Below are 16,176 nucleotides of genomic sequence, written 5' to 3'. Positions count from 1 at the left end.
CGCTGCGGGACGAGTTGTTCAGCGTCGAGCAGCTCGCTCGCCACGCCCGAGATTTGGCCGCGGCCCACCGAACCGTCACCGACAGCGGGAGCAACCGCCTGCTCTCCCGGCTGGACGCCAACGAGCGGGATCTCCGCTCCTTCAATCGCAGCACCCGGAGCATGAATCCCGGCGATCGCCTGCCACCGGCGGCCGAATGGATGTTGGACAATTTCTATCTCATCGAGGAGCAGATCCAAATGGCGCGGCGGCATCTGCCTCGCGGTTATTGCCGGGAATTGCCCCGCCTTTCGAAGGGTTCCTCCGTCGGATTCCCCCGAGTGTATGACATCGTGCTGGAGTTGATCCGGCATGTGGACGCGCAGATCGACGCCGGCCCGCTCGGTGCCTTCATCGACTCCTATCAGGCCGTGGATACGCTCAAGCTCGGCGAGCTGTGGGCGATTCCCATCATGCTGCGCCTTGCATTGATCGAGAATCTCCAGCGTATCGCCACCCGCTTGACCATCGCGCGCGAAGATAGCGAGCTGGCCGGTCTGTGGGTCTCCCGATTGCAGGAGATGGCGGAAAAGAACCCGTCCGGCCTGGTCATCATCGTGGCGGACATGGCGAAGGCCGAGCTGCATTTGTCCAGTTCCTTCGTGGCGGAATTCAGCCAACGTTTGTCACAATACAGTCCGGTTCTTCATCTGGCGCGCACCTGGCTTGAGCACCGCCTCGCTGAGGAGGGCACATCCGTCGAGCAACTGGTTCATCTCGATAGCCAGAATCAGGCGACCGACCAGGTTTCGGTGAGCCATTGCATCGGCAGCCTTCGTTTTCTAAGTGCGATGGATTGGAAGGAGTTCGTGGAGACATTGAGCCGGGTCGAGGGGTCTTTGCGATCGGATGCCGCCGGTGTTTACGGTGAAATGGACTTCGCCACACGGGATCACTACCGTCATACGGTCGAAGCCATCTCCCGGCACAGCAAGTATTCGGAAACCGAAGTCGCGGATCTGGTCGTGGAGATGTCCAACGAAGGTGCGCGGAAGTACGGGCACGGCGCACGGACCGCGCATGTCGGCCATTATCTGGTCGACAAGGGTCGGCCCATGTTGGAGAGGGCGGCGAAGGTGCGTTGGCCATTGCGCCATGCCATCGGGCGGTTCATCCATGATTTCCCCCTGACTTTCTATATCGGAGGCATCGTGTTGATCACCCTGCTGGCGGCGTCGGGTTTCATCTGGCAAGCCCGGTTGTTCGGGGTGAACGGTTGGAAACTGGTTCTTTTCAGCCTGCTGTTTCTCGTTGGTGCAAGCCAACTGGCAGTGGCATTGATGAACTGGCTATCCACCCTGGTGGTGAAACCCCGGCTGCTGCCGCGCCTCGATTTCTTTTCCGGCATTCCATCGGAATGCCGCACGATGGTCGTCGTTCCCACGATGCTTGCCAGTCCGGAGGGCGTGGATCGTCTGATAGAATCCTTGGAAATCCATCATCTCGCGAACCGGGACCCGCAGCTTCATTTCGCCCTGTTGACGGACGTCCGGGACGCTGCGGAGGAAGTGCTTGAGGAGGATGAGCTGCTGGTGACGCGGGCGCGTGCCGGGATCGAGATGCTCAACCGGAAGTATGCGGACGGGATCGACTCCCGGTTCTTCCTGTTTCATCGGCCGCGCCGCTGGAACGTCGGGGAAGGATTGTGGATGGGCTACGAACGAAAGCGCGGAAAGCTGGAGGAGTTCAACGCCCTGCTTCGCGGGGGTTCCGCGAATTGTTTTTCCGTGGTGGTGGGTGATGTCCGGATCCTGCATTCCATCAAATATGTAATCACGCTCGATACCGACACCCAGTTGCCGCGCGATGCGGCCAGGCGGCTTGTTGGCACGATGGTCCATCCATTGAACCGCCCGGTGTTCGATCAAAAGCGCGGTGTGGTCGCGGAAGGATATGGCATTCTCCAGCCGCGCATCGGCGTGAGTCTGCCGAGCGCCCGGAGGTCGTGGTTTGTCAGGCTCTTCGCCGGCGATGCGGGGATCGATCCCTACACGCGGGAGGTTTCCGACGTCTATCAGGACGTCTTCCGCGAGGGCTCGTTCATCGGCAAGGGGATCTATGATGTGGACGCCTTCCAGCGCGCGATGAGCGGGCGCTTTCCGGAAAACACCGTTCTCAGCCATGATCTTCTGGAGGCCTGCCATGCCCGCTCGGCGCTGGTCAGCGACGTGGAGTTCTACGAAGTGTATCCATCGCGCTACAACGTGGATATCGACCGGCGGCACCGCTGGATCCGTGGGGATTGGCAGATCACGCAATGGCTGCTGCCGCGGGTTCCCGGCCCAGATGCGCGGCGCATCGCCAATCCACTCTCCGCCCTTTCCCGATGGAAGATTTTCGACAACCTGCGGCGGAGTCTCGTTCCTGTGGCGCTGATGCTTTTGATTCTGGGCGCATGGCTTCTACTTCCCGACCTCGGAGACGTGGGGACTCTCGTGGTCGTTTCCATGGTCATTCTGCCGGGACTTCTGTCAGCCCTGGTCAATCTGGCCCGCAAGCCGCACGACTTGCCGTGGGCGATGCATCTGCGGGCGGTGGCAGTATCCTGCGGACGGCAAGTCGGCCAGATATTCCTCACCATTGCGTTTCTGCCTTACGACGCGTTCATCAGCCTGGATGCCATCGGAAAAACGCTGATGCGTTTGCTCGTGACGCACAAGCGCCTCCTCGAGTGGCGAACCTCGAGCGATGCCGAAGGAGACTCCCGATCGGATCTCGCCGGATTTTATATCACCATGTGGATCGCGCCCGCGGTCTCGGTGGCTGTCGGCCTTTTCCTGTTCTTCGTGCGATCGGCCGAGCTGTTCACGGCGCTGCCGATTCTGGGAGTATGGCTCGCCGCTCCGTGGATCGCATGGTGGATCAGCCTGCCCATTGAATCGCCGACACAGGCACTGACCGCAGGCCAGGTGGGTTTTCTGAGAAATACCGCCCGCAAGACATGGCACTACTTCGAAACGTTTGTCACCGCCACGGAGAACTGGCTGCCGCCGGACAACTATCAGGAGGTTCCGGTTCCGACAACCGCCACACGGACCTCTCCCACCAACATGGGACTGGCTCTGCTGGCGAATCTTGCCGCCCTTGATTTCGGCTATCTCCCGGCAGGCGGCCTGATCCGGCGCAGCCATGACACGCTCGCTACGATGCAGGGACTCGAGCGCTATCGCGGGCACTTCTACAACTGGTATGACACCCGCACGCTGCAACCGCTTCACCCGCTCTACATCTCGAGCGTGGACAGCGGAAATCTATCAGGCCATTTGCTGGTTCTCGGCGCCGGGCTCAGGGAGCTGGCCGGGGCGAAAACCTTTACTCCCGTGATCTTCTCGGGCCTGCGGGATACCGTGAGGGTGCTCGCGGAACTCACCGGCGAAGGAAAGAAATTGGAGCCGCTCGACGCGAAACTGGAAGCCGCACCTTGCAATTTCCGCGCCACATACTCGTTGTTACTGGCGGTGAGCGACCACGCCTCCGGCCTCGCCGCCTCGCTGGCGGAGGAAGGGGAGGAATCCGTGCGGTGGGCGCAATGCCTTGAGCGGGAATGCGGGGAGCACCTCGCGGAGATGTTGTTTCTTGCGCCATGGCTTGAGTTGCCAATCCTTGGGCAAACCGATGGCGATCCGCTCCCCGCATGCGAGGCGCTCGGGCTCAGTCTCGGCCACGTCACCACCTTGCAAGAGTTGGCCGAATCCGGTGAATCGTTCCAGTCCATGACCACCGCTGTGTCAGAGGAAATCGCAGCGAATCCGAATCGGTTCCGGGCGGGCGAACGCGATCGTCTCACCGAACTTTCCCGCTGTCTGGGTGAATCCTGCGACCGGGCACGCCAGCGTCTGGAGTCGCTGGAAGCCCTGGCGAAACAATGCGACAATCTGGCGGCGATGGATTTCGCATTCCTGTTCGATCCGGCCAGAGAGTTGTTTTCCGTTGGTTTCAACGTTCCCGCAAACCGGTGTGACCTCAGTTTCTATGACCTGCTGGCCTCGGAGGCGCGGCTGTGCAGCTACGTCGCCATCGCCATGGGGCAGGTTCCACAGGACCACTGGTTCTCGCTGGGTCGCCTGCTCGTTTCCCTGCGTGGCGACCCGTTGCTCGTTTCATGGAGTGGCTCGATGTTCGAATATCTGATGCCGCTGCTGGTCATGCCGACCTATGAAAACACCCTGCTGGATCATACCTACGAGGCGGCGGTCCAGCAACAGATCGCTTATGGAAAAGCACACGGCATCCCGTGGGGAGTTTCCGAATCCGGCTACAACCGGACGGATGTTCTGCACAACTATCAATACCATGCCTTCGGCGTGCCGGGTCTGGGATTGAAACGGGGGTTGGCCGAGGATCTGGTTATCGCCCCGTATGCCTCCGCCATGGCGCTCATGGTCGCGCCGCGGGAATCATGCGAAAACCTTCAGCGTCTGGCTGCCGACGGTCTTGCCGGCGAATACGGATTCTACGAAGCGGTGGACTACACGCCCACGCGGCTTCCGCCGGGCAAGACCAGCGCCACGATCCAATCCTACATGGTCCACCATCAGGGGATGAGCCTGCTCGCGCTGGACAACCTATTGCTTGATGATCCGATGCAACGGCGTTTCATGGCCTGCCCCATGCTCAAGGCCGCCGACCTGCTGTTGCAGGAACGCGTGCCCAAGGCGGTGGCGACGGTGTTGGCCGATGATTCGGCGCCTGAGGCCAAGCGAATCCTCTACGATGAACGTGAGAACGTGATGCGCGTGTTCACGAATCCCTCCCCACCGGTGCCGGATGTGCACCTGCTGTCGAACGGGAACTATCATGTCGCGATCAGCAGTGCGGGCGGAGGCTACAGCCGCTGGCGCGATCTCATGGTCACCCGCTGGCACGAGGATGCGACGCGCGATTGCTGGGGGACCTTTGTCTATCTGCGGGATCCCGCAACCGGGGAGGTATGGTCCGCCGCCCACCAACCCACATTGCAGCCGACGAAGGGCTATGAAGCGATCTTCAAGCAGTCGCGGGCCGAGTTCCGCCATTCGCATGCCGAATTCGACATTCACACGGAAATCATCGTGTCTCCGGAGGATGACGTGGAGTTGCGCCGCGTCACCATCAGCAACCGATCCGCGGTGGCGCGCCTGGTCGAGTTGACGAGTTATGCCGAGGTGGTGCTCGCGAGTCCGGGCGCGGACTCGGCGCACCCGGCATTCAGCAATCTGTTCGTGCAAACGGAATTCGCAAAGGAATCCTCCGCCATCCTCTGCTCCCGTCGCGGCCGTTCCGAGGATGAGAATCCCCCTTTGTTGCTGCACATGATGGTGAGTCACGAGGGCAATGTGGGGGAAATTTCCTGCGAAACCGATCGCACCAGGTTCGTCGGCCGGGGCGGCACCATGGCGCGTCCGGCAGCCATGCAGAGCATTGATCCGCTTTCCAACAGCGTTGGTTCCGTGCTCGATCCCATCGTTTCCCTGCGGCGCACGATCTCGATCCCCCCGAATGGAAACGCCGTCGTCACCCTGGTTCTGGGGGTCGCCGAAACCCGTGACGCCGCACTGGCCCATGTGGAAAAGTATCAGAGCCTCCACATGGCCGAACGTGCCTTCGATTTGGCATGGACGCACAATCTGGTCACCCTGCACCATCTCAATGTATCCGAAACGGAAGCCCAGCTCTACGGGCGTCTCGCCGGAGCGTTGATCTACGCGGATCCCGCCAGGCGCGCGAACCCCGGTGTCCTGCTCGACAACAAGCGGGGCAGGAACGGACTCTGGAGTTATGGCATATCGGGTGATTCACCGATCATCCTGCTCCGCATCAGCGACATGGCGAAGATCGAACTCGTCCGCGAATTGATCCGCGCGCACTCCTACTGGCGCATGAAGGGGCTGACGGTTGACTTGGTCATCCTGCATGAGGACGTTTCGGTTTACCGCCAATCCCTGGGCGACGAGATCACGAATCTGATTTCATCGGGAACCGAAGCGCAAATGCGTGAGAAACCCGGCGGGATCTTCGTGCGGAGCCTTGAACAGGTTGCCCATGATGACCTGATCCTGCTCCAGGCATCCGCCCGCATCGTCCTGGATGACGAGAAGGGATCGTTGGCGGACCAGGCCGAACACCGCAGCTTATTCGAGCCGGTGGTCCCGAAGCTCGAGATCACGCGGCAACACTCCGTCGTTCCGGCCATGCCGCTTCCCCCGCGTGAACTGATTTTCGAAAATGGCCATGGCGGGTTCACCGAGGACGGCCACGAATATGTCATCACCCTTCAGCCCGGACAAACGACACCCGCGCCATGGGTGAACGTGCTGGCCAATCCGGATTTCGGGACGGTGGTTTCGGAAGCTGGTTCCGCCTATACCTGGGTTGAGAATTCACATGAATTCCGTCTGACACCCTGGAGCAACGACCCGGTCCGGGATCCGACGGGTGAGGCTTTCTACATCCGCGACGAGGAGACCGGTCGCTATTGGTCGCCGACTCAGGCACCCGCGCGCGGCGAGACCCCCTACGTCATACGCCATGGCTTCGGCTATACGGTGTTCGAGCACTCCGAAAACGGCATTGTCTCCGAGCTGTGGGTTTATGTGGCGATGGACGCCTCGGTGAAATTCACCGTATTGAAATTGAAAAATGTCTCGGGTCGTCCGCGCCGAATTTCCGTCACCGGCTACTGGGAATGGGTGTTGGGCGAATTGAGGCCGAAGAGCCTGCTTCATGTGCGGACCGAAGTGGATTTCAAGACCGGTGCGTTGCTCGCGAGAAACTTCGACAACACCGAGTTTCCGGGACGGATCGTCTTCCTGGATGTGAGCGATGCCACGCGCTCGGTCACCGGCGACCGCAAGGAATTCATTGGGCGCAACGGAAGCCTTTCGCATCCGGCGGCTCTGAAACGGGCGCGACTTTCCGGCAGGGTCGGTGCGGGGCTGGATCCATGCGGCGCCGTTCAGGTCACCTTCGATCTGCCGGACGGAGGGGAACGAGAAACCACGTTTCGTCTCGGTGTCGGCCGGAACAAGGCGGAAGTGGGCGAAATGATCCGACGCTTCCGCAGCGCGGACGCGGGCCGGAAGGCGCTTGAAGGCGTCTGGTCATTCTGGAACCGGACGCTGGGCGCGGTGAATGTGGATACGCCGGATCCGGCAGTGAATGTCATGGCAAACGGCTGGCTGCTCTATCAGACATTGGGCTGCAGGCTTTGGGGAAGAACCGGATTCTATCAATCCGGGGGAGCCTACGGATTCCGCGACCAGTTGCAGGACGTGATGGCGCTGGTGCATGCCCAACCGGCGCTCACCCGCGAGCATCTGCTTCGCGCCGCCGCCCGGCAGTTCCGGGAAGGTGACGTGCAGCATTGGTGGCATCCCCCGGCGGGTCGCGGGGTGAGGACGCACTTTTCCGATGATCTTCTGTGGTTGCCTTATGTGACCTGCCACTACGTTTCCACCGTCGCGGACAGCGGCGTGCTCGACGAGATCATTCCGTTCCTTGAAGCCCGCCCGGTCAAACCCGACGAGGAGGCCTACTACGATCTTCCCAATCGCGCCGAAGAGACGGGCACTCTCTATCAGCATTGTGTGCGGGCCATTGAGAAAAGCTTTCCCCTTGGCTCGCACGGCCTGCCATTGATCGGCTGCGGGGACTGGAATGATGGAATGAACCGCGTCGGCGAGGAGGGACGCGGCGAAAGCGTGTGGCTGGCGTTCTTCCTCTATGATGTGCTCACCCGCTTCGCCCCGCTAGCGCACAGCCGGAACGATCACGCATTTGCCGAACGCTGCCTCGCCCACGCACAACTCTTGCAGCTCAATATCGAGGAAAACGCATGGGACGGCGACTGGTATCGCCGTGCCTATTTCGACAACGGGGAACCCCTCGGATCGCGGTTCAATCTGGAATGCCAGATCGATTCCCTGCCGCAAAGCTGGTCGGTGATCAGTGGAGCCGGTGATCCGTCACGCTCACGCCTGGCGATGGATTCCGTGGACCGGCGCTTGGTCCGCCGCGATGACGGACTGATCCAACTGTTCGATCCACCCTTCGACAAATCCCCCCTCAATCCGGGCTACATAAAAGCCTACATTCCCGGCGTGCGCGAGAACGGCGGGCAATACACCCACGGAGCGATCTGGGCCGCCATGGCCTTCGCAAAGATGGGTGACGGCGAACGCGCATGGGAACTCTTCTCCCTCCTCAATCCCGTCCATCACGGCGGGACACCGGAGGAAATCGCCACTTACAAAGTCGAACCCTACGTCGTCGCGGCGGACGTCTACGCGGTCGCGCCGCACACCGGGCGCGGCGGTTGGACCTGGTACACGGGCTCGGCCGCTTGGATGTACCGATTGCTCGTGGATACCTTGCTGGGCATGAAACTGGAGGGCGATCACCTGCGCCTGACGCCCCATCTCCCGAAAGCGTGGGATTCCTTCAAGGTCCACTACCGCTACCGCCAAACCGTCTATCACATCACGATCCGCCGCGTTTCGGGAACTTCGCCAGCAACGGGTTCCCTGACCCTCGACGGGAAAGAAATCCCAGGAAAATCCCTGCCCCTCTGCGACGATCAACGCGAGCATTTCGCCGAGTTTCGGGTGCCGGGTAGGGCTTAGCCTAGAAAGGAAAATAGGAACCACGGATTTCACGGATATACACGGATAATCAGTGAGTTACATTGACTGTGCGACTAACCCTCTGGGTGATCGGGATGGATTTCATAAGTGCCTCTAGATCCGTGCTTTCCGTGTCATCCGTGGTTCTCATATCTGAATTTAGGTTTAGCACCATCGCGAACGAGCGCCGCCGGTGCATTCTCCGCGAGCTTGGCAGCGCCAACAGGGGATTTGACAGGAAACCAGAAAACCAGCAAGTTTCCCCTATGAAAGCCACCTTCGATCTTCCTCCCGATTTGGTGCGGGCAATGAAACTCCGGGCCGTGCATGAGGGTCGGAAGCTCAAGGATGTTGCAGCCGATCTTTTGAAACGTGGACTCGCGGACCAAGGGGCGACGTCAAAGCCAATGCCCGCCAAGCCCCGGATCGAGATCCAGGCAGACGGTCTGCCGGTGGTTCGGTGTGCCGCGGACGCCCCGGTCAGTCGGATGACGGTCGATGAATTGCTCTCCCTTGAGCAGGAAACCTTACAACAGGAAGATCTCCAGCGCCTTGGACTCGCTCTTTGATTCCAACGTGTGGCTGGCACTCACGTTCTCGGCCCACCCGCATCACTCCCTCGCGAAGCAGGTCTTCGACGCAGTCACCGAGGAATCCCCCGCCTGCTTCTGCCGGGCGAGCCAGCAAAGTTTCCTCCGCCTCGCCACCACCCCGGCCTTGCTCCGTGCCTACGGCGCTGAGGGATTCACCAATCAGGACGCGGTGAGCCTGATTGCCTCGCTCGCCAAACTGCCAAAAATCCACCTGCTTGCCGAAGCTCCGGATTTGGAGCCGCTCTGGCACCGCCTCGCCGGACTACCATCCTCCTCACCCAAAGTCTGGATGGACGCCTACCTCGCCGCCTTCGCCATCCTTCACGACGCGGAGTTCGTCACGCTTGACCGGGACTTCCGGAACTACGAAAAGGACGGGCTGAAACTGAGACTTCTGACTTCATAAGCCGTAAAAATCCAAAGGACGAAAAAGATACAGCACCTTCGGCAAAGAGCAGCCACGCCCGTGAAGCGGGGTAGGGATACACCCCATGGCAAGTCTGTGGATTTCCATCACCTTGATGCAACCCATGAAAGACAGCCCCTGCGAGCCAGCCCAATGCGTCATCGCAATCGCCGCATCGGTGGGCGGGCTAAACGCGCTGTCGGTCATTCTGGCAGCCTTGCCGGCTGATTTTCCGGCGGCTATCGCCATCGTCATGCATCTCTCGCCGGATCATAAGAGCCTTCTGGCCGAGATCCTGAAGTGCCGCACGCCCTTGGATGTCAGGCAGGCCGAGACCGGCGACGTGTTATGCCATTCCAGCGTCTTTGTGGCCGTGCCCAACCATCACATGTTCGTCCTGTCGGGCGGCATCATCGAGATCTCTTCGGCAACGGCGGAGAAAGTCCATTTCGCGCGCCCATCGGCCGAACCGCTGTTTGCTTCGGTGGCGTCGCTTTACAAAAGGAATGCCATCGCGGTGGTGCTCACCGGGGGGGATGGGGACGGGTCAATCGGGGTGGGCATCATCAAGGACAATGGCGGGACGGTCATCGCGCAGGATCGCCCCACTTCGCAGGATTTCAGCATGCCGCAAACCGCGATCGAGACCGGCGACGTTGACTTCGTTTTGCCATTGGAAGAGATAGCCCCACGATTGATCGAGCTGGTCGGTGCGGGGGAGGTCGTGCATGCATCATGACTGCTTTGCTTGGAGCCATGGCTCTGGTTCGGAAAACGAATTGCATTGCGAGCCGTATGCCGAGCGGGCACGGTGTTGACTGGTTGCAAAGCTGAATGCCGTTGCGATTCGACCAACCGCGTAGTAAAGGCCATTGGGCATCTGTCGTATGAAAATGAAGAGCCCGTCATCCCCACGCCCCAAGTCGCCTGCTCCTGCGGTCGCTGAGGAAAGCCCGGCCCCGCCGCCTGCTGCCGCTTTCCCTATCGTGGGGATCGGTGCGTCCGCCGGGGGCTTCGAGGCGCTCGACCAATTCCTGGCGCACCTCCCGATGGGGAGCGGGGTGGCGGTGGTGATTGTCCAGCATCTGGATCCGACCCGCAAAGGCCTCATGGCGCAACTCCTCCAGCGCAGCACCCGGATGAAGGTTGTGCAGGTCAGGGATCGCACACGGGTGCGACCGGATCGCGTCTATGTGATCCCGCCGAACAAGGACATGTCCATCCTTCACGGGGTGTTGCACCTTTTCGAGCCGGGGGAGAAACGCGGCCTGCGGCTGCCCATCGATTTTTTCATGCGCTCACTCGCGCTGGACCAGCAGGAGCGGAGTATCGGCGTGATCCTTTCGGGCATGTGTTCCGATGGGACGCTCGGCCTGCGGGACATCAAGGAAAAGGGCGGGCTGGTGCTGGTGCAGGAGCCGTCATCCGCAAAGTTCGACAGCATGCCGCGCAGCGCGATCGATGCCGGCCTGGCGGACATCGTCGCACCGGTGGAGGAGCTGCCGGGGAAAATCCTTGCGTATCTGAAGCACAAGCCCACCGCCACCATACCCGAAGACGTGGTCGAAGAGAAGATGCGCAGCGCGATGGACAAGATCCTCATTCTCCTGCGCACCCGCACCGGCCATGACTTCACCTTCTACAAGCGGAACACCCTCTACCGCCGGATCGAGCGGCGCATGGGCATCCACCAGCTCGACAAGATCATGAAGCTACGTGCGCTTCCTGCAGGAGAACCCGCAGGAACTGGATTTGCTTTTCAAGGAATTCCTCATCGGCGTGACTTCCTTTTTCCGGGATCCGCTGGTTTGGAAAACGTTGCGCGAGGAGACCCTGCCGGCCCTGCTCGCAAACCGCCCGGAAGGTGCGCTGAGGGCATGGGTGGCGGGCTGTTCGACAGGTGAGGAGGCCTATTCCCTCGCGATGGCGTTCAGGGAGGTGGTGGAGAAACTCGAGCCGAAGAAAAACTTCAAACTCCAGATCTTCGCCACCGATCTCGACCGCGATGCCATCGACAAGGCTCGCCAAGGGGTGTTTCCCGAAAACATCTCCGCGGATGTGACGCCGGAGCAACTCCGCCGCTTTTTCAGCAAGGAGGACAGCGGTTACCGGGTGCGCGCGGAGATACGTGAAATGGTCATCTTTTCGCCCCACAGCCTGATCCTGGATCCGCCGTTCACCAAGTTGGATTTGCTGAGTTGCCGGAACCTGCTGATCTATCTCGCGCCGGAGCTGCAGAAAAAAATCCTTCCGCTTTTCCACTACAGCCTGAATCCGGGTGGCATCCTGTTGTTGGGGAACGCGGAGGCGGTCGGCCATTTCACCGACCTGTTTGCGACCGCCAATATCAAGGCGCGGATCTTCCGGCGGACGGAGCCCGCGGTGCAGCCGGAGCCCATCGAGTTTCCGTCCTCCTTTGCCCCGGCGCTGATCGGCGGGAAGGGAGCCGGCACTGTGCAGAAGCCGTATCTCAATTTCCAGACGCAGGCGGAGCAATTGATCCAGCGGCGCTACGCACCGCCCACGGTGATCGTGAACGAACAGGGAAACGTCCTCTACATCAGCAGCCAGACCGGGAGATATCTCGAACCCGCCGTGGGCAAGGCGAACCTGAACATTTTCGCCATGGCCCGCGAGGGACTGCGCTACGATCTGGGCGCCGCGTTCCAGAAATCCCTGCGGCAGGAGGGCCCGGTGACCTTGCGCGGCTTGAAGATCGGAACCAACGATGGGCCGCAGTTTGCCGACGTGACCGTGGAACGGATGGGGGAGGCCGAGCCTCTTGCCGGATTGGTGACGATCGTGTTCCGGGACGTCGTGGCTCCTGCGGAAACCAAGTCCCCGCCCGCGAAAGGCAAGCGGCCCGCTGCCAGCCTCCGCCTGGCGGAATCCGAATGGGAGCTGCAACAGACCCGTGCGGAACTGGTCAACACGCGGGAGAAAATGCTGACCTCGCAGGAGGAAATCAAATCCGCCAACGAGGAAATGCAGTCCACCAACGAGGAGATGCAGTCCACCAACGAGGAACTCACCACCTCCAAGGAGGAGATGCAGTCGCTGAACGAGGAACTCCAGACGGTGAACTCCGAGCTTCAGGGGAAACTCGACGAGTTGTCCCGCGCGAACAACGACATGAAGAACCTGCTCAACAGCACGGACATCGCCACCCTGTTTCTCGACAACGACCTCAAAGTCCGCCGCTTCACCACGCAGGCCACCAAGATCATCAAGCTCATTCCGGGCGATGTCGGTCGGCCCATCACCGACCTCGCATCCGACCTGCTTTACCCGGAGCTGAGCGAAGACGCCTCCGAGGTCTTGCGCAAACTCGGAGTCGCCGAGAACGCGGTCAGCACACGGGACGGACGCTGGTTCGCGGTGCGCATCAGCCCCTATCGCACGCAGGACGACCGCATCGATGGCGTGGTGATCACTTTCTGGGACATCAGCATCGCGAAGACGCTGGAGGCAAAGCTGAAGGATATGCAGGTCACTCTCGAGAAACGCCTGGTCGGCCAGTCCACCAAGCTGGACAAGGCAAGGGTGGACCTGAAGGAGGAACGCAAACGGTCGCGGAAGGGCGATGGCAAACCGCCGGGATCCGCCAACACCTGATCCACCACGCCATGCCGAAGAAGCCGAACAACGAGGATACGGACGCCGACTTGCGCCGCCGCGCCGAACGGCGCGCCAAGGAAACCACTGCGAAACCCGCCGCCCCCAATTCCGAGACCGACATCCGGCGCATGCTCCACGAACTGGAGGTTCACCAGATCGAGCTGGAGATGCAGAATGCGGAGCTCCGTCGCGCCCGCGATGATGCGGAGACGCAACGCGACCTTTACACCGACCTCTATGATTTCGCACCGGTCGGCTATTTCACCCTCGCACCCGATGGGATCATCCGGCTTGCCAACCTGACCGGCTCCCTGCTGGCCGGCGTCGATCGCGCGAAACTTGCGGGACGTGCCTTCTCGCTTTTGCTTTCCCCTGACATGCGGGCGGATTTCAAAGCCTTCCTTGAGAAGGCTTTCTGGGAGGGATCCAGGCAGTCCATCGATACCGTGATCACCAGCGGAAGCGCCCCGCCGCGTATCGTGAACATCAAGGTGCTGAGCTCGGCCAACGGGGAGGAATGCAGCGCCGTGGTGATGGATATCACCGAGCGAACCCAGGCGGAGGAACAGGTGCTGGCTTCGGAAATCCGCTACCGCCGCCTCTTCGAAGCGGCACACGACGGCGTCCTGCTCATCGATCCCGAAACCTCCAGGATCACCGATGCGAATCCGTTCATGACGAAGCTGCTGGGCTATCCGCGCGGGCAATTGATCGGCAAGGAGCTTTTCGAAATAGGCCTGCTCAAGGATGAGGCGGCGAGCCGCGAAATGTTCCGCAACCTAAAAACGAACCATGAAGTCCGCTACGAGGATCTGCCGCTGGAAAGCGAGGACGGGCGGCTCCACGAGGTGGAGGTGGTGGCGAATCTCTATCAGGAGGGAGACCACTCCATCATCCAGTGCAACATCCGCGACATCACGGCGCGCAAACTCGCGGAAGACAAATCGCGCCGGAGCGGGATTCTTTTCACCTCCCTCATCGAACAGGCACCCGTCGGCGTTTACGTGGTGAGCACCGATTTCCGCATGCAACAGGCCAACCCGACGGCAATGGCGGTTTTCCAAAATGTCGGCCCCCTGATCGGCCGGGATTTTTCCGAGATCGTGCGCGCCGTCTGGCCGCGGCGGGCTGCGGATCAGATCATCAGGGAATTCCGGCGCACCCTCAAAACCGGAGAGCCCTACCGGTCACCCGCGTTTGCCGAGCGACGCCGGGATCTCGGGGTGAAGGAGGTTTACGAGTGGCAGATCCAGCGGGTCACCTTGCCGGACGACGAATACGGGGTGGTATGCTTTTTCGAAAACACCACGGAGCGCGCCGAGGCCGAGGCCGCACGGCGGCGTTTGGAAGTGCTGAGCGCATCGAACCTGAAACTGAAACAGCAAATCGTCAGGCGCCACGCGGTGGAGGCGGATCTTCGCTCGTCCAGGCTGGAGCAGAGCCGCTTGCTGAAACAATCCCGCCGCCAGGAAATGAAATTGCGGAATCTTTCCCATCGGCTCCTGCATGCCCAGGAGGACGAGCGGAAGCGCATCAGCCGCGAGTTGCATGACGTGATCATCCAGACCCTGGTGGGCATCAATGTCCACATGGCGGCCTTGTCCAGTGGAGCCGCTGCAAATCCGAGAAGCCTCCAGAAGAGGGTCGAGAGCACCCATGAGCTGGTGTCAAAGGCAGTCGAAACCGTGCATCGCTTCGCAAGGGAATTGCGCCCGACCATGCTGGACGAACTGGGACTGATCCCAACCCTCCAGGCATTCCTAAAACAATTCATGGAAGAGACCGGCATCCGCGTCAGGCTCAAGGTCTTCGCCGGGATCGAGCAATCGACGGACACCGTGCGAACGGGGCTTTTCCGCGTCGCCCAGGAGGCGCTCACCAACGTGGCTCGCCATGCGAAGGCCAGCCAGGTGGAAGTGAGCATCCGGCTCGTTGACGGCGTGATCCGCATGGAAATCAAGGACGACGGGCAGGGCTTCGACAACACCGGCACCTCGACCGGCAAAAGGAAGAACCGCCTCGGCCTGCTCGGCATGAGGGAGCGCGTCGAGATGATGGGCGGCGTGTTCCAGGTGGAATCCGCGCCCGGCGAACCCACCACCATCCGGGTGGAAGTACCAGCCGAAAAAGGCGGGAAAAGGAAATCCCGCAAGAAGGGTTAGCCTGAAAGGGAAATTGGGGATTGGGTGATTTGATATTTGGGATGAGCCGGGTTGAATGGCGCTGTTTTAAGCGGATTTCATGAGGGAGTAGGCGCGTCTCCGCGCCTTGACTTCAAGCGGGTGTCTTCACCCGCAGCATGAATGACTCTTGCACGGGCGGCGGAGACGCCACCCCGAACGCAAGGCGCGGAGCGCCTTCGCATCGAAAAGCCTGCGGTGATCTCGTCCTGTGCTTGAAATGATACCCGAAGATTGACCCATGGCGGGAAATGGGACATCTTTCTTCAGGATGACTGCTTCGATCGAATTGGATTTGAAACAACGCCTCGCCCGTTTGTCGGAGCGGGATCGTCAAGCAATGTCTGCTTATCTGCTCAGACTCAAGCATCAGTCAAAAAGCGGGCGCAAAAGCATTTCCAAACTCATGAGGGAAATGGATGCCGGAAAGAAAACCCCCCTGTCCAAACTCGCCACCGATCTCGGACATGGCTGAAAGGCACTCATACGAGCCTGTCCTGTCATCCAAAGCAGCAGACTTCCTTCTATCGCTTTCCAAAGCTCGCCAGAAGAAGCTGATCGGGCTGCTATATCAGCTTGCGGCCAGCCCGGCTCAAATCGGGGACTATTCCGAGCCGGATGATACCGGGCGCGATGTGCAGTTCATCCTCATCCGCGATCTTCTGGTCGCCTTCTGGGCGGATCACCCCGTCAAAGAGCTACGGATCGTGGATATTGAGGAGGTCTGAATCCGCGCCCCT

General features: G+C 60.7%; 7 protein-coding genes and 1 pseudogene. All 8 read left to right on the top strand.

All coding sequences use genetic code 11. The features are described 5' to 3' along the window. The first annotated feature begins 161 nt into the window (after positions 1-161). The 8 genes and pseudogenes from HZ994_11390 (at position 162) to HZ994_11355 (ending at position 16,164) form a co-directional block, all read left to right on the top strand. Entirely contained in the window at positions 162-8,639 is an 8,478-nt protein-coding gene (locus HZ994_11390; protein QTN34381.1) for a cyclic beta 1-2 glucan synthetase, read from the top strand. 266 nt (positions 8,640-8,905) lie between these two features. Beyond that, on the top strand, positions 8,906-9,208 hold the full coding sequence (locus HZ994_11385) for a hypothetical protein (GenBank protein QTN32901.1): 303 nt from the start codon (positions 8,906-8,908) through the stop codon (positions 9,206-9,208). After that, on the top strand, positions 9,138-9,638 hold the full coding sequence (locus HZ994_11380; protein QTN32900.1) for a PIN domain-containing protein: 501 nt from the start codon (positions 9,138-9,140) through the stop codon (positions 9,636-9,638). The genes HZ994_11385 and HZ994_11380 overlap by 71 nt, the downstream gene beginning before the upstream one ends. Before the next feature lie 115 nt (positions 9,639-9,753). Further along, entirely contained in the window at positions 9,754-10,377 is a 624-nt protein-coding gene (locus HZ994_11375; GenBank protein ID QTN34380.1) for a chemotaxis protein CheB, read from the top strand. Between the two features lie 154 nt (positions 10,378-10,531). Beyond that, positions 10,532-13,253 (top strand): annotated as a pseudogene (locus tag HZ994_11370) (PAS domain-containing protein). Positions 13,254-13,264: 11 nt separating this feature from the next. Further along, complete coding sequence (locus HZ994_11365) at positions 13,265-15,418, top strand: PAS domain S-box protein (protein ID QTN32899.1); 2,154 nt, start codon at positions 13,265-13,267, stop codon at positions 15,416-15,418. Between the two features lie 289 nt (positions 15,419-15,707). Continuing rightward, on the top strand, positions 15,708-15,911 hold the full coding sequence (locus HZ994_11360) for a hypothetical protein (protein ID QTN32898.1): 204 nt from the start codon (positions 15,708-15,710) through the stop codon (positions 15,909-15,911). Next, positions 15,904-16,164 carry a hypothetical protein gene (locus tag HZ994_11355; protein QTN32897.1) on the top strand — a complete coding sequence of 87 codons (261 nt, stop codon included), beginning with the start codon at positions 15,904-15,906 and terminating at the stop codon, positions 16,162-16,164. The genes HZ994_11360 and HZ994_11355 overlap by 8 nt, the downstream gene beginning before the upstream one ends. The last annotated feature ends 12 nt before the right edge of the window (positions 16,165-16,176 follow it).

The sequence above is a fragment of the Akkermansiaceae bacterium genome (genome assembly GCA_017798145.1).
Lineage (GTDB): Bacteria > Verrucomicrobiota > Verrucomicrobiia > Verrucomicrobiales > Akkermansiaceae > Luteolibacter.
The sequence above is the reverse complement of the archived record's forward strand: the minus strand, read 5'-3'. Positions and strand labels throughout refer to the sequence as shown.